General features: G+C 66.2%; 18 protein-coding genes and 1 tRNA gene. 3 read left to right on the top strand and 16 right to left on the bottom strand.

The window, feature by feature from the left end:
- Nucleotides 1-77 precede the first annotated feature (77 nt).
- Nucleotides 78-153: transfer RNA gene (locus tag QNO09_RS33180), tRNA-Arg, on the top strand.
- Between the two features lie 1,278 nt (nucleotides 154-1,431).
- Here the strand turns inward: QNO09_RS33180 and QNO09_RS33175 are convergent.
- From QNO09_RS33175 to QNO09_RS33105, 15 genes are all read right to left on the bottom strand, one after another.
- Nucleotides 1,432-2,574 (bottom strand): tyrosine-type recombinase/integrase, encoded by a 1,143-nt coding sequence (locus QNO09_RS33175; protein WP_283973935.1) that lies wholly within the window; start codon nucleotides 2,572-2,574, stop codon nucleotides 1,432-1,434.
- Nucleotides 2,574-2,771 carry a helix-turn-helix domain-containing protein gene (locus tag QNO09_RS33170; protein WP_033271141.1) on the bottom strand — a complete coding sequence of 66 codons (198 nt, stop codon included), beginning with the start codon at nucleotides 2,769-2,771 and terminating at the stop codon, nucleotides 2,574-2,576. The genes QNO09_RS33175 and QNO09_RS33170 overlap by 1 nt, the downstream gene beginning before the upstream one ends.
- A 478-nt stretch (nucleotides 2,772-3,249) precedes the next feature.
- Nucleotides 3,250-4,725, bottom strand: a complete 1,476-nt coding sequence (locus QNO09_RS33165) for an AICE element replication initiation protein (RefSeq protein WP_283973934.1) — start codon at nucleotides 4,723-4,725, stop codon at nucleotides 3,250-3,252.
- Between the two features lie 3 nt (nucleotides 4,726-4,728).
- Complete coding sequence (locus QNO09_RS33160; protein WP_283973933.1) at nucleotides 4,729-5,577, bottom strand: bifunctional DNA primase/polymerase; 849 nt, start codon at nucleotides 5,575-5,577, stop codon at nucleotides 4,729-4,731.
- Nucleotides 5,574-6,302: a DNA cytosine methyltransferase gene (locus QNO09_RS33155; RefSeq protein ID WP_283973932.1), complete on the bottom strand. Its 729-nt coding sequence runs from the start codon at nucleotides 6,300-6,302 to the stop codon at nucleotides 5,574-5,576. The genes QNO09_RS33160 and QNO09_RS33155 overlap by 4 nt, the downstream gene beginning before the upstream one ends.
- A gap of 90 nt (nucleotides 6,303-6,392) precedes the next feature.
- Entirely contained in the window at nucleotides 6,393-6,860 is a 468-nt protein-coding gene (locus QNO09_RS33150) for a hypothetical protein (protein ID WP_283973931.1), read from the bottom strand.
- A gap of 11 nt (nucleotides 6,861-6,871) precedes the next feature.
- Nucleotides 6,872-7,333: a hypothetical protein gene (locus tag QNO09_RS33145; RefSeq protein WP_283973930.1), complete on the bottom strand. Its 462-nt coding sequence runs from the start codon at nucleotides 7,331-7,333 to the stop codon at nucleotides 6,872-6,874.
- A gap of 212 nt (nucleotides 7,334-7,545) precedes the next feature.
- A complete protein-coding gene (locus QNO09_RS33140) occupies nucleotides 7,546-9,663 on the bottom strand; it encodes an FtsK/SpoIIIE domain-containing protein (RefSeq protein WP_283973929.1) in 2,118 nt (705 codons plus the stop codon).
- 104 nt (nucleotides 9,664-9,767) lie between these two features.
- Nucleotides 9,768-10,085, bottom strand: a complete 318-nt coding sequence (locus tag QNO09_RS33135; protein ID WP_283973928.1) for a hypothetical protein — start codon at nucleotides 10,083-10,085, stop codon at nucleotides 9,768-9,770.
- Between the two features lie 2 nt (nucleotides 10,086-10,087).
- Nucleotides 10,088-10,435: an RRQRL motif-containing zinc-binding protein gene (locus tag QNO09_RS33130; protein ID WP_283973927.1), complete on the bottom strand. Its 348-nt coding sequence runs from the start codon at nucleotides 10,433-10,435 to the stop codon at nucleotides 10,088-10,090.
- Nucleotides 10,435-11,487, bottom strand: a complete 1,053-nt coding sequence (locus tag QNO09_RS33125; RefSeq protein ID WP_502962377.1) for a conjugal transfer protein — start codon at nucleotides 11,485-11,487, stop codon at nucleotides 10,435-10,437. Before QNO09_RS33125 ends, QNO09_RS33130 begins: the two co-directional genes overlap by 1 nt.
- Before the next feature lie 56 nt (nucleotides 11,488-11,543).
- Nucleotides 11,544-11,990 (bottom strand): Pycsar system effector family protein, encoded by a 447-nt coding sequence (locus QNO09_RS33120; RefSeq protein ID WP_283973925.1) that lies wholly within the window; start codon nucleotides 11,988-11,990, stop codon nucleotides 11,544-11,546.
- Nucleotides 11,987-12,412, bottom strand: a complete 426-nt coding sequence (locus QNO09_RS33115; protein WP_283973924.1) for a hypothetical protein — start codon at nucleotides 12,410-12,412, stop codon at nucleotides 11,987-11,989. Before QNO09_RS33115 ends, QNO09_RS33120 begins: the two co-directional genes overlap by 4 nt.
- Entirely contained in the window at nucleotides 12,412-12,681 is a 270-nt protein-coding gene (locus QNO09_RS33110; protein WP_283973923.1) for a DUF6284 family protein, read from the bottom strand. Before QNO09_RS33110 ends, QNO09_RS33115 begins: the two co-directional genes overlap by 1 nt.
- Before the next feature lie 94 nt (nucleotides 12,682-12,775).
- Nucleotides 12,776-12,955 (bottom strand): hypothetical protein, encoded by a 180-nt coding sequence (locus tag QNO09_RS33105; RefSeq protein WP_283973922.1) that lies wholly within the window; start codon nucleotides 12,953-12,955, stop codon nucleotides 12,776-12,778.
- Nucleotides 12,956-13,345: 390 nt separating this feature from the next.
- On the opposite strand from QNO09_RS33105, the gene QNO09_RS33100 reads away from it, so the two are divergent.
- Both QNO09_RS33100 and QNO09_RS33095 read left to right on the top strand, forming a co-directional pair.
- Nucleotides 13,346-14,140, top strand: coding sequence for a GntR family transcriptional regulator (locus tag QNO09_RS33100; protein ID WP_283973921.1), 795 nt, complete (start codon nucleotides 13,346-13,348; stop codon nucleotides 14,138-14,140).
- A complete protein-coding gene (locus QNO09_RS33095; RefSeq protein ID WP_283973920.1) occupies nucleotides 14,137-14,811 on the top strand; it encodes a YdcF family protein in 675 nt (224 codons plus the stop codon). The genes QNO09_RS33100 and QNO09_RS33095 overlap by 4 nt, the downstream gene beginning before the upstream one ends.
- A 216-nt stretch (nucleotides 14,812-15,027) precedes the next feature.
- Here the strand turns inward: QNO09_RS33095 and QNO09_RS33090 are convergent, their stop codons facing one another.
- Nucleotides 15,028-18,678, bottom strand: a complete 3,651-nt coding sequence (locus QNO09_RS33090; RefSeq protein ID WP_283973919.1) for an NACHT domain-containing protein — start codon at nucleotides 18,676-18,678, stop codon at nucleotides 15,028-15,030.
- Between the last annotated feature and the right edge of the window lie 445 nt (nucleotides 18,679-19,123).

Genomic DNA, 19,123 nt, shown 5'->3' with positions numbered 1-19,123 from the left:
CCCACCCACATCCGGTACGCTGACGCCTGTGGTCCTCCCAGACCACGGGCACGTCGCTGCTTGCGTTTGCTGCCACTGCCTTCGTAGCTCAGGGGATAGAGCACCGCTCTCCTAAAGCGGGTGTCGCAGGTTCGAATCCTGCCGGGGGCACCAGCCAAAAGGCCCCGGACCGATCATGGTCCGGGGCCTTTGACGGCGAAGTTTGACGGCAATGGTGGCTCACCACCGCACCGTCGCCCTCGCAAGGGCGCCAGGAGTCCGAGCGGCACCGCTCATAGCACGCTCTGCGGCCATGGGGCGGCCCTGCTTCCGATTGCCTCGAAGGGCCATGGGCAAGGGGCAACTGCGGGGAGAATGCCGGGGTGGGCCAGCAGGTTATGCCTGGCCTCTGTGTGGCATGGGGGCAGCCGTGAAGAAGGTGTGGGACAGCACGTCAGGTATTTGGCGTGTCCTTGACACTAACACGCAGCAGCGAGACCGCCGACGCTTAGTCGTGGCCGCCATCGCGGACAGGCGACTCGTGGCCGCCATCGCGGAGAGGCGGCGGCGAGACCGACGCCGCCGCTTTGTGGCCGGCCTGCTAGGGGTCCTGGCCCTTGCGTGTGCTATCGCGGGGGTGCTGGTAAGTACGCTTCAAGGTAATGACGCTCCTAACCCCCGCCCCACTCCCCCACCCACCTTTCCGACCGATGAGCCAACTGAACCGGACCCGACTGCGGGTGAACCGGAACCGACTGCGACCCCGAATCAGACGACCTTCCTGGAGGACGTCAGCGAAGACAGGAAGACTCTGGTACCGGGAGGATTTCAATTCCCTGACTCCGCAAGCTCCGCCGTGGGGAAGTCAACAAGCATTTCGGTGAAGCTTTGGATGGACGAGAAGAGCCCGGGATCCACCGGCCCGCCGACGCCCCCACCTGCGGGTTCCAAGATCGGCCGTATCCCGGTGGGCGGTGTCGAAGGAGCGTCCCTGACTTCACCTAGCAATGAGGTCAAAATCCGCCCACTTTTTGACTCCAGCGTGAAGCAGATAGTCACGCAGCCCACAGATCAAGCGGAATGGGAGTGGGCGGTCAGCGCGAGTAAGCCAGGCAAATACAGACTCGTGCTGCGAATCACCACGTACCAAGGAGAGTCGAACCGTTCCCTAGCAACATCTGAGCCCGTAACGATTCATTTTAGCGTCACTAACACGGTTTCTCACAGCGTCAATTGGCTTCGCGGTGAGCTCGTGGCGTGGGGTGGCGCTGCGGTCGCCCTCGTCGCCATTGTGGCGTTCAGGACCCCTCTGCTGGCCTTGCTGCAGGCTAGGCGGGACTCACTCCTCGAGCGGCGGCGTCAGGGTAGGGACGGGTACATGTAGCAGCGCGACCTAGTGATGCGTCATGTTCCTGCCTGCGACGGCAGGAACATGACGCATCGGTCGCTTACTCAAGTGGGAAGACGGCGCTTAAGTAGCCGGTCCATGTGGCTAATTGCCTCCCGCTGGGTGTCGTGCACGACGTGCGTGTACACATCCATCGTGATGCTGATCTGGCTGTGGCCGAGGATCTCCATGATGACGCGCGGCGCGACACCGGCCGCCGTCAGCAGCGTGGCGCAGCCGTGCCGGGCGTCGTGCAGCCGGACCACTCGCAGCCCCGCATCAGCAGCCACCCGCGTGAACGACCGGTAGACATTCCGCGGCTCCACCGGGCGACCATTCCGCGTCGCGAAGATGTAGCCCTTCTCTGACCACTCAACCCCGGTACGCGCGAACATTTCCCGCTGCCGCAGTCGGTGCCAGCGAAGCGGCGCGATGCACAACGCGGGCATCGGGATCACGCGCCGGCGGCGGCTCTTGGGGTCGTCGTCGTAGAGCGTGCCGCGCCGGCGCTGCGTCTGCTGGCGTACGTGCAAGACGCGGTTGTCCAGGTCCACGTCCGACCAGCGCAGGCCCACCAGTTCACCGCGCCGCAGGCCCATAGCGATGGCCAAGACGAACGCGGCGTAGAGCGGGTCTCGCCGTGCGGCCTCCAGGAAAGTCAGCGTCTCCTCCAGGGACCAGGGACTGATCTCGCGTTGCTTCACTCGGGGCGGTTCCACGAGCGATGCGACGTTGCGCGTGATGAGTTCCTCGCGCACGGCCGCCGTGAGCGCGGTACGGAGCACGCGGTGCGCTTCCTTCGCGGTCGCGGCCGTGCTGACGTTCTGCATGCGTGTGGTGAAGCAACGCACGTCGGCGACGCTGAGCGACTCCAGCCGCTTGGTGCCCAGCACAGGGACCAGGTAGCGGCGCACGTGCATCTCGTACTTGTCGTACGTGCTCAGCTTGCGGCGCGGTTCGATGTACTGCGTCAGCCAGTACGGCAGCCACTCGGAGAGCTTGGCGGAACGGGTGGGCGTCGGGATGCCCTGACGGGCGCGGCGCACCAGTTCTTGACGCTTCTCGTCGCACTCCTCCCACGTGTTGCCGTAGACCGTCTTGCGGGCGCGGGTGCCGTCCGGCTGAGGAACGTACACGCGACCCTCGTAACGGCCGTCCTTTCGCTGCCAGATGCTTCCGGCACCGTTCGGGTTTCGCTTGCGCGCCATCAGGCGGCCTCCTCAAGACGGTTCTTCATGTACGTGGCCACCGCGTCTGCCGGAACGCGGCGCAAACGCCCTTCGGTGAAACTCGGGAGTCGCTTACTCCGGATCAGGTCGTAGACCTTGAAGCGGCTCATCCGGAGGGCGCTCATTACCTCCGGGACGGTCAGGGCTTGGTGACTCGTGGGCAGGGGGGAGTTCATGCCACAACTCCTCTTGGAGGTGAGCCTGCAAACGGGATGTGTTGAGGGCTGGGCCTTACGTGGCCGTGCCTGTCCGAGGTGCGGATTTCTGCGTCATCGCGTCACCTGCGTCAATCAGGCGTCTGACCTGCGGGTTCCGGTGACGCAGCGGGCGGGTCCTGTGTCACCGATGACGTGGGCGCTCGTCACGGGGTGACGTTGATGACGCGCGATGACGCGGGATTCGCCGTCTGCGTCACTGCTGTTGCCGCAGGTGAGCGGCCGTCTGTCGGGCCCGTGGTGACGCAGTGACGCAGATCTTCCCTACTTAGGAAAAAGACAGGGGTGGCGTCTGTGGTCTTACGTCCGCTCAGGGCTTGAAGAACGGGCCGCTTCGCGGCGCGACCTGTACAGGGCGGCTGTCGCCGCCGAACAGCAAGAGGAGCACCCCATCGGCGCGCCGTGCTCCTCTTGCTTGTCCGCCTGTCCGGGAGTGCGGTCAGAACGCGGTCTGCTGCTCGGGCGGCGGGGGCGGGGCCTGGCGGCTGAGTTCGATGTAGCGGGCGGCGCTGGTGCGGCCCCAGTCGACCAGGACGCCCCGCGCGGCAAGGGTGGGCTGGATGCGCCTCAGCCGGTCGGAGAGCACCTTGCCGGTGGTGGGCCAGCCCTTGGGCAGGGGGCGGCATTCCTCGCCGCTGTAGAGGCCGGTCAGGGCGTGCAGCCACTCCGCCGACGTCATCCGTACCTCTTCGCCCGGGGTGAGGTCGGCGGCGTACTTGAGGACCGTCTGCGCCAGGAGATCACCCTCGATCACGTCGTCGTTCAAGTCGTCCAGGCTGGCCCGGTACGCCTCCAGCGTCCCAAAGCCGGTGGCCGCGTCGAGCTGCGCGCACAGGTGGGCGAAGTCGGCCATCCGCAGATCGGTCGGAGTCTCGGCCTGCACCGCGCGGACCTTCACGGTCAGGTCGAGCAGAGAGCCGAGGACGACGGGCAGGATCTCGGCATACTCCGCCCACAGCTCTGCTTCGGTGCGCCGCACCCGGGGGCGCTCCAGGCGCAGGGTGAGGAGCCGTTCGGCGAGGTCGGGGCGGATCACGCCGACGTCGATGCCGGTCAGCAGCATGGGCCGCCGGTAGCGGGAGCGGACGACGTCGCCGTCGGTGAACAGCGCGCGTTTGATGCTCTCGGCCCCGGTGATGACGCAGCACATGAGGTCGGACAGGTCCGGGGGCAGGTGGGAGAGGTTGTCCAGGGCAGTGATCCACCCCGCCGCGACCGCCGTGATCATGTTCTCTTCGTCCTTGGGCGCCCTGCGCAGGTCGCCGGTCATGCCCTCGATGATCCGCACGAGCATCCGCCCACCGGTCGACTTGCCGGCGCCCTGCGGGCCGGTAAGGAACGGGGCGGGGACGGGCACGGACGGCTCCAGGCAGCCGATGAGCCACGCGATGGCCAGGGCCTCGGTCTTGGCGTCGGCGAAGTTGCACAGCCGCATCAGCAGGTCGATGCCCTTGCCGTTGGTGTCCCTGGCGGGCACGGGGAGTTCCCCGGTGAGCTGGGTGCGCCGCCAGCACACCTCCTCGGGGTCGGGGACGCGGATGTCCCAGCCAGTGGGGTGGATGCGGACAGACCGGCCATCGTCGCGGCCGAGGTCGAGCCAGGTGGCCCCGTCGAATCCGGGGGCCACGCGGATGTGGGTGGGCTGTACCTGCTCGGTGAGGGCGAGAGCCTCGATCAAGTCCAACGCCTCCTTGAGGGCGGTTCCGTTGAAGACGCCGACCCCGTCACGGAAGAGGCCGACCATGAGTTCCTGCCGGTGGCTCCCGGTCGTGCCCTGGGAGCGGATCGGACGGGCCACGGGGTGGCCGGTGCGCTGCGCATACACGGTCCCGTCCACGGTGCGGAAGTACCGGAAGTGGGACTGCGCGTAGTCGGTGATGACCTGTCGGGCGGGGTTCTTGTCGTCGTCGGACACGGGTCACAGTCCCAACGTGGTCAGGGCGTTGGTCCACGCGTCGATGCAGTGCCGGGGGGACTCGCCCTTGGCCTGCGCGGCGGTGAACAGCCGGTTGACGTGGGTGTCGGTGAGGCAGCCGCATCGGCCGTGCGTCGACAGCACGGCGAGGAACGTCCGGTAGACGGTCGCGTGCACGGCGCTGCGAGCCTCGGTGATGCGCTGCACGGCCATGGCAATGCCATGCTCCAGGTACGTCGGCGTGCGGTGCGGGCACTCCCCGCCCCCGGGCCCCGCCGGCACGGTGACGGCGTGCGGCGCCGGGCTGACCGCAGGCGGCTTCATCACCGCGAGGGCACGCACGGCGTCCGGTAGGTCCACCATGTGGCCGGTGCCGGGCCCGAGATAGCGGGCGTAGGCCATGGACGACTTGATGTCCACACCGGGGCGTACCGCGTTGCGGGACGTCATGGCGCCCCGGTAGATCCAGTGCTGACCGCGCGTCGTCGGCACGGTCCGGGTGGCGGGCAGGGCGGTGCGGGCCCATGCGATGGCGTCGGCGTCGTCCAGGTCAACCACGGTCAGTCCGGCGCCGCCGGGGTGGTAGGCGACTGCGACAGCCCGCCGCCATGCAGTCGTCCAGGCCGGGGAGGCAAGGACGGCCGCATCGGTGGTGGCGGCGGCCCATGCGTGGCAGACGCCGGGGCACCGGCACGGGCCCGGGGCTTTCATGTTGGGACGTCCGCCGCACGCGTTGTCCGCGCAAGAGCGGCAGTTGCCGAAGGGCACCTTGCCCCGGCGTAAGGGCAGCACCGGCACGCTGGCAGCGGCCAGCGTCAGCGCGGTCCGCAGCGGTTCGGGCTGCATGCTCATGCCGCCACCCCCAGCGTGGCTGTGGCGAGGAACGCGGCGCCGATGTGCTCGGTGTAGGCGGGCGGGATGGCTTCTGTGAGTTCCTCGCGCACGTCGGTCCAGTCGATGCCCATCGCCGCTTGCAGCTCCGGAACCGACGGCTTGCCACCGCCGTTGCCGTATGCGGCCACGTACGGGCCGTCGAAGTACCGGCCGTGTCGGTAGCCGCGCACCCGGCCCCTGTGCGGGCGATGCGCGGGCTGGGTGACGCTCCAGCCGCCGGCCTCGAAGTTGCGGTGCCGGATCACCCCGAGCCCGAACATCTCCCCGCACAGGGTGAGGTCTTTGCGGATCTTCGCGCGCCCGTTGGGCTGCTCGATCACGTACGGCAGACCCGACGCGTCCAGCAGCTCACGAGTAGGCGCCACCAGGTCGACGTGCGCGCGGCCCCAACCCTGCGAAGCATTAGTGCCCACGGTCAGCGCACAGCCGTGCTGGCACGGCGGGGAGGCGTGCACGAACGTGTACCGGCGGATGCCGCCCGTCTCCAGGAGGTGGGCGAGGTAGGTGAGCGCGTCGCCCTGGTGGCGGGGGAAGGGGTAGTTGAATCGGTCGGCGATGTCGCAGCCGTCGACGGCGAAACCGGCGCGGGCGTAGCCCACGGCCGCACCGCCGGCGCAGCAGAAGAGATCCAGCAAGCGGGGCTGTTCGCCGCGCACTCGCCGGATGGTGATGGGTTGCGTCATGCTGGGAGACCTCCAACAGGTCTGTTGAGGACGGTTGGACAAGGGCGGCCCTGGATCTTTGGCGAGATGAGGGGGCCGCCCTTGGCGTAGCTACTGGTCGTTGACGGTCAGGAGGGCGTACTGCTGGCGGACGTAAGCGCGCGGGTCGCAGATGAGGCCGGGCTGGTCCGTGTCCATCAGGGACAGAGCCGCCGCATGGGCGGTCTCGGTGGCTTCGCTGAAGAGATCCTCGGGTTCGTCCATGAGCGCGATGCGGTCCAGCAGGGCGGCCTTGCGCAGGTAGAACTCACGGTCCAGCTCGGTGAAGCACTCGGCCGTGGCGATGGTGCGCGCGGTCCAGCCGATCTCGCTCACGATGCTCGGGGCCTTGGCGTACGCCTGCTCGGGGCTGGGCCAGTCCGCAGGGTCGGGGATGTGGTCGGCGGTGAGGTAGAGGCGGGTGCGCGCGCCGTCGCGGGTCCGGCGCCGACGCAAGACGCCGGTGGTGAATGCGGTGGTCAGTGCGGTGGTGACGCGGTCGGTGTCGGCGGGGTCGCAGATGACGCGGATCTCGAACACGTGGGCTCCTGTCAGCCGTTGAAGTGGTTGCGCTTGAAGACGGCCTTGCGGATGTTGAAGGTGTTGCCACCCGAGCCGCTCGCGCTGAAGACCTGCAGGGCGATCCATCCGCCGAAGATGACGGCGGCGAGGGTGATGAGCTGAGTGATGAGCGCGGTCAGGGCGGTGATGAACGTGGTGAGCAGCAGCAGGCCGCCGCACACCGCGAGGAACCCGACGCCCCCGAGGGCGACGTTCACCGCCGCGCGAGAGACCGGCGGCTTGGCCGCGACCGGCTCGGGCTGGACGGGGCTCATGGCGTAGCCGGTGACGACACGGCCGTCGGGCAGGACGACGCTCGCGACCGATGGCACGCCGTGCGGCTGGACGGGAACGAGCGGCGCCGGCGACACGGCGGCCGGGGTGATGGGGGTGGGGTGGTGGACTTCCACGGCCCTCTCGGCAGGGGCCTTGCCGTGCTGTTCGGGGTACATACGGAATCCCTTCCGGTGTCGGTTCAGGGAGGCGGAGGCACCCCCTTCGGGGGGCGTTGTGGAGGGGTGTTTCGGGGGTCTGACCTGCGGGCCTCCCTGGCTCCCTGGCTCCCTGATGGATCATTCAGGCAGGTCAGGGCCAGGGAGGCGGGTCAGGGAGGGGGTGAGGGAGTTCTCCCTGCCTCCCTGGCCCGTCGGGGGTCGGCTCCCTGTCATTCGGCGGCGGAAGCGGAACCCTCGGTGTCGCGGTTGGCGAGGGCGCGGGTGACGCGGTCGCGGGCGACGACCATGACGCCGTCGGACTTGTAGGGCTCGGCGCCGGCGTCGTCCAGGACGCGCTTGAGGTCGATGAACGACCAGCCGCCGTAGGCGTCCGCGTTGCGTGTGGCGAGCCGCGCCAGGACGTCCTTGGTACGGACGCGGGGCGCGTCGCCGATGACGGCGGCGATGTCGGCGAGCGGGTCGTGTTCAGCGCTGCGCTCGATGGCGTGCAGGGTGGTGACGCCGTCGCGCAGGGCCTTGGCCCGGTCGGTGATGGCTTCGGCTGCGTCGTCGTCGATGTAGTGCGTGCGCACCGTGATCGAGGACTGTCCGGCCGGGATGGTGATGCCGTCGGAAGCGACGACCAGGGTTCCTCGGTCCAGGCCCGGACGCAGCAGGTTCGGAGCGGCGCCCCCGTCGACGGCCTTGTCCCCCAGGGCCATGCGGGCCTGTGACTCGGTGCCCAGGGCGAGGGATGCGCGGGTGTGGGCGCCCTCGCGGACCAGCTTGGGAAGGTTCTCGTTGGTCGGGTCCTGGGTGCCCTGCCACATCAGCACGTTCACCGCACGGCCCTGGTTGTGAATCTTGCGGACGGCCATGAAGTACCGGGAGTTGGCCTTGGCGCCGCCGTAGGGGCGCTTGTCCTCGTCTTTGGCCGGGCACATGAACGCCACCTGTGCCTCGTCGACCAGCACAATCAGCGGCGGGAACGTCGTTCCGGGCGGAGCCTGGATACGGCGGTTCATCTCGTCCACGGCGCCCTCGACCATCTCGGTCACCTGGATCACGTGCTCATCCGTCGGCCCCTGGATCAGGGTCGTGGCGAGCCCGTCGAACATGGCCCAGTCGCCCACGCCCTTGAGGTCGCCCATGAGGAACTGCACCGACTTGTCCAGCGACAGCCACAGCGCCAGCGAACGCAGGGCCACGGTCTTGCCCTGGTTCGACAACCCGGTGATGAGCAGGTGCCGCTGATACAGGCTCAGCGCGGCAGCATCTCCGCGCAGGTCCTGACCCCAGGGCGCCTTGCCCTTGGCGTAGTCGGCGGTCATCGTCTCGTCGGTGACCAGCGGAGACGGGCCGATCGGCTCATCCAGCGCACCCGAGTCGGCGATCCACAGCCGCACCGTCCGTGCGGCCTGAGGGATGGTGATGAACACCTCGTGCTCGTGCCGGGTGAGGTTCTCGGCGAGCTTGCGCCGCCGCTGCTGCACCTCGACCGTCGACACCCCCGACGGGAGGGTGACGTCGACCTCGACACCGCATCCGGCGATCCGGATCGGGCCGAGCATCGAGGCGCCGGCGTCGCCCATCTCCTTGATGGCGTTGCGCAGCGCGGGCACGCCGAGGTCGCGCAGGGCCTTGACCACGATGGATGGCGTGATCGGCTCACCTTCGCCGTTGCGGACGTTGGCGGGGAGTGCCCAGGCGGGGGCGGCGTGCTGCTTGCGGCCAACCGACCACAGGGCGAGCAGGGCGAGGAACGGGGCGATAGTGAGCGCCGGGCCCCACACGATCTGCACGATCCGGATGAGCAGGGCTATGAAGTCGATGGTCGCGGTCAGGGGGGTGATGACGTCGCCGAAGTGGCCGGTGTTGATGGCCATGACGATGCCGAGGGCGACCAGAGTGCCGATGCTCATGCCGGCGCCGACGGCGACGCCCTTGGCGGCCTCCACGGGCGAGTGCAGCAGGTCCATGCGGCGGTGATGCCGGGCGGCGCGGAAGCGCTGCAACCGCTCCTCCCACTCCTCAGCCGCTTCCAGGTTCCCCGCGGCTTCGGCGGCTCGGATCATGCGTTCGTAGCGGGAGCCGGTGCGGCCGTCCCAGGTGCGGCGGGCCACGATCCGGCCGCCGTTGAACGTGTAGGAGGCGTGCCGGGCCATGGCTCGCCCCGTCGACCGTGTGCGCTCGTGTGTGACGGCCGTTTTCACAGCGCGGCCGGAGCGGATCCACAGCGGCACGGGTCGCGCCGGCGGCGCGTCTGGCACGACGGTGAGCACGGTGGGGGCGGTGTCGGGGGTCGGGGGGTCGGTGGGCTTGTGGAGGTGGACGACGTTCTCAGACATGCTGGGAGGGCTCCTGACTGCCCCCGCAGGGGGCGGGAGATGAGGGAGAGAGGCCGGGGTGGCCGGGTCCGTGGAAAGAGCGGCCACCCCGGCGTGGTGGCTGGTCAGAACCTGCCGGACGACTTCTTCTTGGCCTTGTCGCGGGCGGCCTCGGTGAGGAGCCGCTGCCGCTCGCCGTGCAGGGCGGTCAGCTCCGCGTTCAGCCGGATCTCGGCAGAGCTGCCGGTGGCGTCCATGCGCTGCTCCTCACGGCCCGCGCTGCGGCCCCGGGCCACCTTGTAGGCGCCACCGGCCAGCGCGCGGGCCATCGCCCGGCGCTCACTGCCGTTCAGCGGCCACCACTCGCCCCGGCGGACCGCTTCCAGCTTCTTCGTCGTCGTCTGGATCTCGCGGTCCAGGCGGCGGATGTCGGCGTTGCGCATGGTCAGGCACTCCTCGGGGAGTCGGCGGGGTCGGGGTAGGCGCAGGGCACGCAGGTGCCGAGTGAGGCGGGGATGACGTAGCCCGCATCCCGGCGGCAGGCGGGGCAGAGGCGGCGGGCGGCGTTGGCTTTGGCCAGGGCCGCCCACCGGCCCGGCGTCATCGGTCGGACCGGCTTGGCCAGGTCGACGCGGTAGAGGTAGGCGACCAGCGGCCCCCGCCGTCGGCGGGGGCGTTCGAGGGTCGCGGCCACGTCCTGACCACCGGGCCGCAAGCCACGCGCCCTGAGCTGTCGGCGGGTGGCGTAGCCGTCCGGGGCAAGGCGCCACCGGAACACCGGCAGCGCCCTCATCACGCGGCCCGCTCGCCCAGCAGCGCATCCCGCAGCTTGCGCGCGTTGGCCGGTGATGTGTGGATCGCGCGGCGGATGCCCTCGGCGGTCACCTTCGCGTCCGGCCAATCGGCCGTGACCGACCGCGCTTCGGTCAGCAGTTCTTCCGGAGTGCGCTTGGGCCGGGGCGATCGGGCCACGTCGGGCAGCCGGCCGGTCGCCCGACGTGGCGGCGGGGTCGATTCCGCAGCCACGGCCCGCCGTACGGGCTTGGCAGCCGGGGGCTCGATCGGGGCGGGGATCGCGGGCACCGGCTTGAGCGGAGGGATCGACTTGCCCAGGTCGACCGCGACCGGTTCCGGCACGGTCAGACGGGTCAGCGTCACTACCGGGTCCGGGGTCGATTCCCGCAGTTCAGCCGTAGACCGTTTCATGATGGTCTTGGTGGATTCATCCGCATTCGCACACGGTGCGGAATCGAGGGCAGGGGTGGGGGCGGTGCCGCCGAACATCGAGGCGAGTGCGGCATCCGCACCGGCGGTGACCCGGTCGCGCTGCACGTCCAGCAGCCTCGATCCGAGTGCCGTGTCGCCGACTCCGACCTTGCGGGCCAGCCGCCACGACTTACGTTCCGACCACGTCCGGACCCGGTCGCTGGGGTGGGAGGCGGCGCGGGCGCGATGGTAGGCGAGCGCCTGCACCAGATCGGCGGTGCGGCGCTCGTTCTCCGCGTCGCGGCCGTCGGTGTGGACGACGATCCGCCGGGCGAGGAACGCCATGCCCTCAGCCGAGACGGACATGCCCATCGGGGTCAGGGCGTAGATGACCGTGCGGCCCGGATCGGGCGCCGCCATCGCGCCCATGACGGCGGCGGCTGCCGGCAGCGCCCACAGACCCACCCGCACGATGCGCGGGGAGGACTGCCCGAGCATGGTCAGCCCGAGCAGGACCAGGGCGAGCACGGCGGTGGCGCCCTCACCCGCCGCGAGCGCCCCAAGCGCGGTGCCCTTGCCGTAGGCGTGGCCGATGTTGCTGTAGGTGCCGATCCCGCCGAACACGCCGGTGGCGAGCATCGGCACGAATGCGGCGGCCAGCACCCCGACCTGAACGCGGGTCAGCTTGGTGTGCTTCACCGGGCACCCCCCACCGTGAGCAGCGCGGCGATGACAAGCAGGGTGCCGCCGGTCATGGTCAGGTCGACCGCGCGGCGCAGGGTGGTGAACTTGGCGACCGCGAGCCGGGACAGTCCGGCGATGTCTGCGGCCAGGTCGGTAGCGACCGCGGCGGTGATCTCCTCGGCGGTGAGCGTGGCCCACAGCGGGAAACCGTGCCGGCCGCGAAGGTTCGGCCGGGTCGAGCGCAGCAGCAGCCCGGCCGCCACGACCAGCAGCACCATCCCGAGCCCGCCCGCGATGTAGGCGGGGAGCGTCAGGGGCAGGTCACGGGCGACCGTCCAGGCGCCGGCCATCACCGCGCCGACGAACGCCAGCAGCAGACCGGTCTTGGTGTCGGTCCGCGTGATCTCCGCCTTCACCTCAGCGTGCGCGGCGGCCAGGTTCTCGTTCGTCGCGGTCATGCCCGCTCCTCCCGCCACGGGTAGGGCCGCATGTGGTGCGCGGCCCGGAAGATGCGCACGGCGATTCCGGCGGGGGCATCCGGCATGGCGACCGGCCGCCCCGCAGTGATCGAGGCCAGCAGACGGGCGGCGTGGTGCTCGCAGCCCCCGGCACCGGAGTTGGCCGCGTCGAGGACGGTCACCACGACCGGGCCGGTGCACGGCGTCAGGTCCTCGGGGTGCGCGGCCGGGCACCGGCCGGCCATCTCGCCGGTGCCCGCGTCGACCATCTCGATCAGCCGCTCCACGGCGACCTCAAGTCGGCCGATCGTGCGGGCCATGGCGTTCTCGTCGAGCAGGTTCAACGTCTGCGCAGCCGCGAGTTCCTTGCGGGCGTTCTCGACGTGGCACCGTTCGAGCGGCGTGAGGCCGAAGCGGGCCATCACGCGGCACCCCCCGGCAGGCTCTCGCCGGCCGCCTGGTTGACCAGGGCGACACGGGCGGCGAGCGCCCTCCGCCGGGCCCGGCGGATGCGGCGGGCGTCCAGCTCGGTCGGGATGCGATCCAGGGTGACGATGTGCGCGTCCAGCAGCTCGATGTCCGCCAGGATGACGGGCATCTCCTGCTCGATCGCGTCCACCTCCGCGTCCGTCGGCTCCATGAAGTCGGCGAACGCGGTAACAGCGTCCTGAACAGTAACGATGTGGCTCATTGGGTCGTGTGTCCTCTCAACGGGTACGGCCCGACAGCGCCCCCGGAGTGCCAGCTCCGGGGGCGCGCCGTTTACGGGATGAGCAAGTTCTAGGTCAGCGGCCCTGCGCCCAGCGGAACAGGCCGACGACCGAGTCGGTGACGTCGGTAACCCGGCCCGACTCCAACTCGTCGGCACGGGCCTCCATCTGCTTCGCGGCGGTGTCCTTGCCACGGCTACGCAGCACCTTCGCTGCCTCACGGTTCTTCGAGGCCTGTGCCTTCAGGCGGTCCATGAACAGTCCTCTCGATGGATGACGGGTGAAGCCCACGCGGCTCCCCTCAGCGCTGCTCGTGCGCGACGAGCAGCGGAGGCAACCGGCCGCAGCGAGGCTGCGGAGATCGAGTTGTGCTGTACCTCACACGGGGAACCCGTGTGGCCGCCTACTTGGCCGAGGAGAGGCGGCGTAATCCCCATTGAGTTGTCAAGGAGCTTCCGGCAAGGGGCCCGCCCCGAAAGGCGAGCTATCCCGAACCGGTACGGCCTGGAAGCAGCCCAAAGAAGACCCTTCCGACCCGCTGTCCTAGGACTGCGAGCGGCTTGAGATGACAGTGCCACGCTGTCCTAGGACTGTCAACAGTCCTAGGACTATGTGGTTCACTGGCTTGGTCGAGAGGAGTTCTGCGTGGCACCGAAGTGGCGCGACCTGGCGGACAGGTTCGCGGAGCAGATCAAGAGCGGTCAGTTGCCGCCGGGCGCCCAGTTGCCCCAGATCAGAGAGCTAGTGGAGGCGGGGGAAGGCTCAAAGGAGACCGTCCACAAGGCCTACAAGGCCTTGGAGGCCGAAGGCCTTGTGACTTCGACGCGCGGACACGGCACCGTCGTGCGTCCTCGCACTGCACTCAAGCGGCTGGGTATCGCCCGTTACGACAAGGCGAAGTGGCGCGACGGTGACGAAGTCGCGTTCATCGCTGACCGCGTCGCATCGGGACGCGCGTACAAGCGCAACGAGCAGACGCAGACCGTGAGCCGTATCGAGGCGGACAACCTCGTAGCGGAGGGGCTGGGTGTCCCAGTCGGCTCCGAGGTGTACGCACGCGCCCGACTCGTGAAGGAAGGGGTGCAGCCGACTCACACCCTGACCAGCTACTACCGGCCGGAGCACGTTGAGGGGACACGCATCGTCGACCCCACCCCGGGGCCTGCCGGCCGTGGCGGCGGGTACCGGGTCCTCTACGACGCCGGATACGAGATCGACCACATGAGGGAGGCCCTGTTCGCCCGTGTCCCGACAACGGACGAAGTGCAGCTCCTACAGCTCCCCGCCGGCGAGCCTGTGGTCGAGCTGCACCGGACCACGTACACCGCAGATGGCACGGTGGTTGAGTTCGCGGTGGGCGTTCACGCGGCTTCCCGCTTCGCGTGGGAGTACGACTTCAAGGTTCCCGACTCGGCACAGGACACGAAGGGGCAGGAATGATCTCGGCTCAGGCATGGGCGGATGCTCAACTCCTGTGGGACTACCACTTCATGCACCATGCTCCACGGCCGTGTTCGGTGGCGGTGGGGCTGGGCAGTCACGACCTCGGCGTGGCTGACGTGACAGCGGAGCTGTACCACCAGGGCATGGCGCCGGTCATCGTCTTCACGGGGGCCACGAGCCCTACGACCCAGGCACGCATGCCGCGGGGTGAAGCTGTCCACTACCGCGAGCGGGCGTTGCAGCTAGGGGTACCGGAGTCCGCGGTACTCCTGGAGCCGCGTGCCACGAACACCGGCGAGAACATCAAATTCACGAAAGCGGTGCTGGCAGAGGCCGGTGTCAAGGTCTCGTCCGTCCTGCTCGTGAGCAAGCCGTACGAAGAGCGGCGCTCGTACGGCATGATGCGCAAGCTCTGGCCCGAGGTCGAAGTGGTGTGCGCGTCCAACTCGTTGGGTTTGAAGGAGTACGCCGATTCCATCGGAGACGCTCGCATGGTGATCGACATGATCGTGGGCGCCCTGCAACGCGTGCTCGTCTTTCCAACGTTGGGTCTGTCCATCGAGCAGGACGTTCCAGACACCCTTGTAGCCGCCTTTCAGCGACTGTGCCTCGAAGGCTTCACCAGCCGACTCATGCCAGCTGATGTAGCGGCCCGCCCGGGCACCTGATGCCAGGGCAAGCAGTAGCGTTCTGAATTTCCCTACCTCGTGCCTGCGCTGCCTCTGCAGCGCAGGCTGTCTACTCCGAGGTGGCCGAAGCACGCTGAGGACACGCATCGTCGACCCCACTCCACCCCGGCAAGCGCTCCAGGCCCCTGCCTCTTTCGGGCGATCAGCCACCCGATGCCGGAGATGCGCACCGATCTTCGGTAGGTGGCTAGGTAGCTATCCCTCCTCGATCCTTCCCCCCGACCGGAGGATCGTGTCTTGCTCCCACTGGTTCAGGTCCCCTTCATATGAGAAGGTCGCGTCTTCGAGGTGAGGGTTCAAACTGATCGCGCCCAAGAGCTCACCAGTTTGGACAGACCATGCCATGAGCTCACCGGACCGCAAGCCAATCAGGACATAGTTCCCCCCCTCGGAGAAACCTGGAGACGTACTCAGGCTGGAGCTGATGGGCTGGCTCCACAACCTTCGCCACGGTCGCAATCCGACATCCCACACCGAGAGCGTGTGCCCTGAGGCGACAACCATGTGGCGTCGATCCGGAGTGAGAGCCTGGTAATGCGCACTCGACAATTCATCAAGCGCATCTCCAACTTCCTGCCTAGCGAAAATATGGGCAGTGAATTCGTAATCATGAACATAGACAGTATCGTCGTCCGCCAAAACTTCGATGCCGGAATTCTTCGACACGGCATTAGCGGTGCCAACCGCGAACGTCGCAGTCTCCGCTAGGAGTCCCCCAGTTTCGGCCGTCATCTCAGCCCTTCGGCTCTGCGATTCAGTTGCGGACCACAGAGCTACCCCCCGAGATGTTGGAACCATGGCCCACATATTCACACCCTCAGGGCGGATGTTGTCGCCATCACACTCTGCGAGCATTTCGCCAGAATCAGGGTTAACTACTCGCCAGGACAACTTAGGGCCGGACACCTCGACTGCAGCTAGTCGATTACCCCAGCTAACAGCAGATGCAAATCGACCAGAGTAGCGCTTAAGCACTTCGCCAGTGATCGTTGATCGGATCACAGTCCCCTCTGCATCAGAGGATCCCCACGCTTCTGAACCCCAGGTGAAAATCCTGCATCCTGCAAGAAAAGAGTTCGGATCCACCTCCCGAAGGGGAAATTCCATGGGTTGCGTGGAGATATCACCTAACGGCCAGTGCAAGGCAACCGCTTCGACAAGATTCCAGGGCCGCCCATCGTGCGTGGTAATACGGAGAATCGTGACCGCACCGGTAGCCTGAATAATGATATCTTGGGCAAAAACTCTACTGATGAGGAAATCACTGCCTCGCAGTCGAGCCCCTGCGAAGTTCGCGCCTCGCTTATCGAAATACGAAAGGGTACAACCAGTCAGATCAGAGCGAGAAAGGTCAGCGCCTTCGAGTGACAAGTCGATGAAAGTGTCACCCGACCGACCGAGCCCACTCAGGCTACTACCACTGAGATCCGCTCCTGCGAGGTCCCCGCCGGCCTGCACGAGCAGATGAGCGCAGTTACCGCCGAGAGATCGCGCATCCACCGCACGTGCTGTACCCCGAATGTGAGCCAAGAGTACCGTCTGATACGCATTTGACTCCTTGACCATAGCTGCAAGGAAGTCGAAAACAACTGGATTATATTCCGCGCTCCCGAAGGTGTCGGCCAACTTGTCGATATCTTCTGACCGAAACGCGGAGATCCCAGGAAATTCGCCATCATCACCACGCAGCGTGAAGTACTCGGACCACGAGAACGGCTTTCCGCCCTGCTTTTCTGCACCGGGAATGAGGCGCAAATAGTCCCCTTGAAGCAAACCCAGCTCGGCTGCAAATCTGAAAGCAATGAGAAACTCAAGGAGAGACTTGTGCGAAGGGCCGTAATCTCCACGCGCGTTCCGAACTAGCATACTTTGGTTGCGCATATCCTGCTCCCAATAGTCGAGATCCTGTGCACTCTCGACAACGGAGCCGAAACAGGCGCGAAGCTTCTCAGGGAAGTCCTTATAGTTGAGACTCAGCTGATTTGTTCTGATCATCTCCCATGCTACCTCGCACAGGAAGAACAACTTGTCTGCACGAGATGTGAAAGTGCGCTCGGATGACACATCCCGATCCATTTTTCTCTTGATCGCGTAAAGATAGATGCGCGCCAAATTTATCGCTGCGCCCTGCTCGATTTCAGGCAGGGCGTCGATAACAAGCTCCGACATCACGGGCCGGCGCATGAGGTCGCGCACGCCTTCGTGTTCCATCACGATCGCAAGCTTTTCTGGAGCCAGCAAATGAGAGAGCATCCTTCGAATTTGCTCATCATCGAAAGGCACAAGTTCTACTATCTCAAACGTTGGCCCCTCCGACGGAACACTTGTAGCGGCAGCTGAAACCCGAGCATCGAAGAGGTCTCTAGCCTCTTTGGCTTCAGGGAAGTATTCAGTGCGACTACTAAGAAGTACCTTAGCTCCAGGCTCTACGACCTTTGCCAGCTCCCAAAAGTTGGCAACCATAGTGTTGCGGTCGGTTCGCGACGCCATCTCATCAAAACCATCGAAGATGAGAAGAAAACGCCCCATTTGGTTCAGGACGTTGAAGACTTCGTAATTTCGAATTTCGATTTGATGTTTATGGAAGAAGAACTCAGAGAGTAGTGCGGAAACTGATGTCTGCTTAGCGTAGTCGCGTAGAGGAATGATCAATGGAATCCTCGGGCGGGCCACTCCGCGCGCCTTTGCGTCCTTCCAGCCTGCCGCCAATCTTCCAGCCAGATGGAGAGCAAACCACGACTTACCCATACCGAACTCACCCAGGAGGGAGAGATGCTTTTTTGCTGGGTCCGCGAGCCAGGAGTCCACATACTTGTCGAGACCGCCATCTCGCCAGTCATACTCGCTGGTTCCGAAGGATTTTTCTGTCCTCGGATCGATTTCCTCTTTGCGGCACGAAAGAGGCACGAACCGCGAGTCGATATGCCGAGTACGCACTTCCTTCTCGAGCCACGCAATGTACGGCTCGAAGTCAGCCTCAAGATCGATCAACTCATCAAAGGAATAGCAATACAAAGCGCCATCGGAGTTCTCTGCCAGTCGGCGAGCAGCTTCACTCACTCTCAGCTGAGCGATACCCCACCCCTCAGAGAAGCCCTTTTCACAAACTAGCTCCTGCAAGACTTCCAAATGATAGGGTGCCAGTTCTCCATCGACGCAGAGGGCCAGGACGAGGTCGTATCTGCCTCGTCGGCGCTGGGGGACCTCCACACTGAGAGCCATACCAAAATCCCCGACATGCCATTGATCGCGGATTCGATATCCGACAGCCTGGAACCAAACCTGTACATCGCTTCCAAGCCTTTCCTCAGGGCTTGAAACGGCGCGCTTTGGATCCTCAGACTGGCGATGCTCCTCCTCCTCATCTCGCGTCCTGAGTACTTGGTCGAGCATGTTCGAGACGTTGTCCAATTTATTCTCGAAGCGCGCCTCGTACGCCATTCTGCTGCGGCTAACGAGCTCCTGAAACTTGTCGATAAACTCCCTGGTTTCACTATCGACATCGTATGGTAGGTGTCCGAATTCTCTTGTCTCTCGATTGCGCTCAACAGCCTCCGCTACCTCTCGTTCAAGACGAGACCAGTCTCCATCAGAAAAGGATCGAAAAAAGGACTGCTGCACATACTCGTCGTTGAAGAGCTTCAGGAGCGAATCTGATTTTCCGTATAGCCCTTCAACGAGTGCGTAAGCGTAGAGGCTGTAGAAGTCTCGGGGAGGCTGCTTAGGGTCTAGGCGAAGCTTTTTCAAGATATTGACGATTTCAGGGCGCCGCAGGGCTGCGTCTTTAACTGGCGCCGCGGCTGCTCTGCCTAGGAAGGTCACCGCTGAAGTTACGATCTCACCCATGGTTGGCTCCCCCGTTTCCTCACAGACCATCAGGCTAGCGGGCTACGTCACGCTCCGCTACATGATCACCACATGATGACCCCGAATGTCGGCGCCCCGGCCGGCCGGTGGCCCGCACCACGGCCACGGCCATAGTGCTGCGCGGGTCTCAAGTGCACGTCAATGATCGTGAGGCCCCGTGCCATAGGCAGGCCTGGGCCGTCTGTGGGCCGTCCGAAGGCGGCCCACAACGACAGATGACGACAGATGACGACAGTCCAGCCCTGGTGAGAACCAGCGACTTGGATATCCGCGCAGGCGCTCATCCGCGCAGGTGAGTTGAGGAACTCCAGAGGTAATGGGCCATATGCGGACCAGCACCCAAGGGCGAGCCCGCCCCTTCACGTTCGCGCATGAAGCGGGCCGGGGGAAGCAGCGGGGTGACGGCAGTCTCTGACGGCAACAC

This window comes from Streptomyces sp. 378 (assembly GCF_030124145.1).
Classification (GTDB): Bacteria; Actinomycetota; Actinomycetes; order Streptomycetales; family Streptomycetaceae; genus Streptomyces.
This window is presented reverse-complemented; position numbering and strand designations above follow the sequence as displayed.

Coding starts and splice junctions, on each gene's coding strand:
- QNO09_RS33135 (WP_283973928.1), bottom strand. CDS start 10,085: ATGCGCAACGCCGACATCCGCCGCCTGGACCGCGAGATCCAGACGACG.
- QNO09_RS33140 (WP_283973929.1), bottom strand. CDS start 9,663: ATGTCTGAGAACGTCGTCCACCTCCACAAGCCCACCGACCCCCCGACC.
- QNO09_RS33090 (WP_283973919.1), bottom strand. CDS start 18,678: ATGGGTGAGATCGTAACTTCAGCGGTGACCTTCCTAGGCAGAGCAGCC.
- QNO09_RS33155 (WP_283973932.1), bottom strand. CDS start 6,302: ATGACGCAACCCATCACCATCCGGCGAGTGCGCGGCGAACAGCCCCGC.
- QNO09_RS33120 (WP_283973925.1), bottom strand. CDS start 11,990: ATGACCGCGACGAACGAGAACCTGGCCGCCGCGCACGCTGAGGTGAAG.
- QNO09_RS33125 (WP_502962377.1), bottom strand. CDS start 11,487: ATGCTCGCCACCGGCGTGTTCGGCGGGATCGGCACCTACAGCAACATC.
- QNO09_RS33145 (WP_283973930.1), bottom strand. CDS start 7,333: ATGTACCCCGAACAGCACGGCAAGGCCCCTGCCGAGAGGGCCGTGGAA.
- QNO09_RS33115 (WP_283973924.1), bottom strand. CDS start 12,412: ATGGCCCGCTTCGGCCTCACGCCGCTCGAACGGTGCCACGTCGAGAAC.
- QNO09_RS33110 (WP_283973923.1), bottom strand. CDS start 12,681: ATGAGCCACATCGTTACTGTTCAGGACGCTGTTACCGCGTTCGCCGAC.
- QNO09_RS33170 (WP_033271141.1), bottom strand. CDS start 2,771: ATGAACTCCCCCCTGCCCACGAGTCACCAAGCCCTGACCGTCCCGGAG.
- QNO09_RS33160 (WP_283973933.1), bottom strand. CDS start 5,577: ATGAGCATGCAGCCCGAACCGCTGCGGACCGCGCTGACGCTGGCCGCT.
- QNO09_RS33130 (WP_283973927.1), bottom strand. CDS start 10,435: ATGAGGGCGCTGCCGGTGTTCCGGTGGCGCCTTGCCCCGGACGGCTAC.
- QNO09_RS33175 (WP_283973935.1), bottom strand. CDS start 2,574: ATGGCGCGCAAGCGAAACCCGAACGGTGCCGGAAGCATCTGGCAGCGA.
- QNO09_RS33105 (WP_283973922.1), bottom strand. CDS start 12,955: ATGGACCGCCTGAAGGCACAGGCCTCGAAGAACCGTGAGGCAGCGAAG.
- QNO09_RS33095 (WP_283973920.1), top strand. CDS start 14,137: ATGATCTCGGCTCAGGCATGGGCGGATGCTCAACTCCTGTGGGACTAC.